This is a genomic window from Rhodanobacter caeni (assembly GCF_039523575.1).
Classification (GTDB): Bacteria; Pseudomonadota; Gammaproteobacteria; order Xanthomonadales; family Rhodanobacteraceae; genus Rhodanobacter; species Rhodanobacter caeni.
In genome coordinates this window covers 1-521 of the sequence record NZ_BAAAFO010000013.1, presented here as the reverse complement: position 1 = coordinate 521, position 521 = coordinate 1, and the positions used below count along the sequence as shown (strand labels likewise).

The 521-nt window shown below is 41.1% G+C and carries 1 protein-coding gene; it reads left to right on the top strand.

Going from position 1 to position 521, the window contains the following annotated elements; genetic code table 11:
* Window positions 1-247: 247 nt before the first annotated feature.
* A partial coding sequence (locus ABD017_RS16740) for an ABC transporter permease subunit (protein ID WP_425543763.1) occupies window positions 248-521 on the top strand: 274 nt, incomplete at its 3' end.

Here is a 521-nt window from a genome sequence, read left to right as displayed (position 1 = left end):
CTATAAGTTTGATAAAGCATCCGGTAAAGGCACATTAGTTAATATTAAGCGTTATAACGCGGCATGTGTTAATCCTCCAGAAGGTATGAAAAGTCTGGAATGGATTGAATCAGGGTTCAAAGGTGCTGTTTGTAAATAGCATAACTTCCAATAGCTAGTGAGTTTGCCATGAGGCGATCTCACTAGATTTTAATCTGGAGGTTTTGATAAATCTCCTCCAGATTTTTCCTAAATTTGAGGAGGCTATATGTTAACTGCAGTAGCAATATTAATAGATGGGTTAGGCTTCGCCGCATGGTTATTCCTGTCTTCAGTAGGATTAACCCTGATCTACGGTGTGATGCGAATTTTAAATATCGCGCATGGAGGGTTTTATGCGTTAGGTGCTTATTCTTCTGCATGGGCAATTGGCCTGTATATGCAAACAGGGTCGTCCGTAGCATTCACTTACCTGTTGATTCCATTAATGGCGATAGTGGTCGGATTAGTCGCGGGGCTGATAATCGAAAGAGGAATCTTAC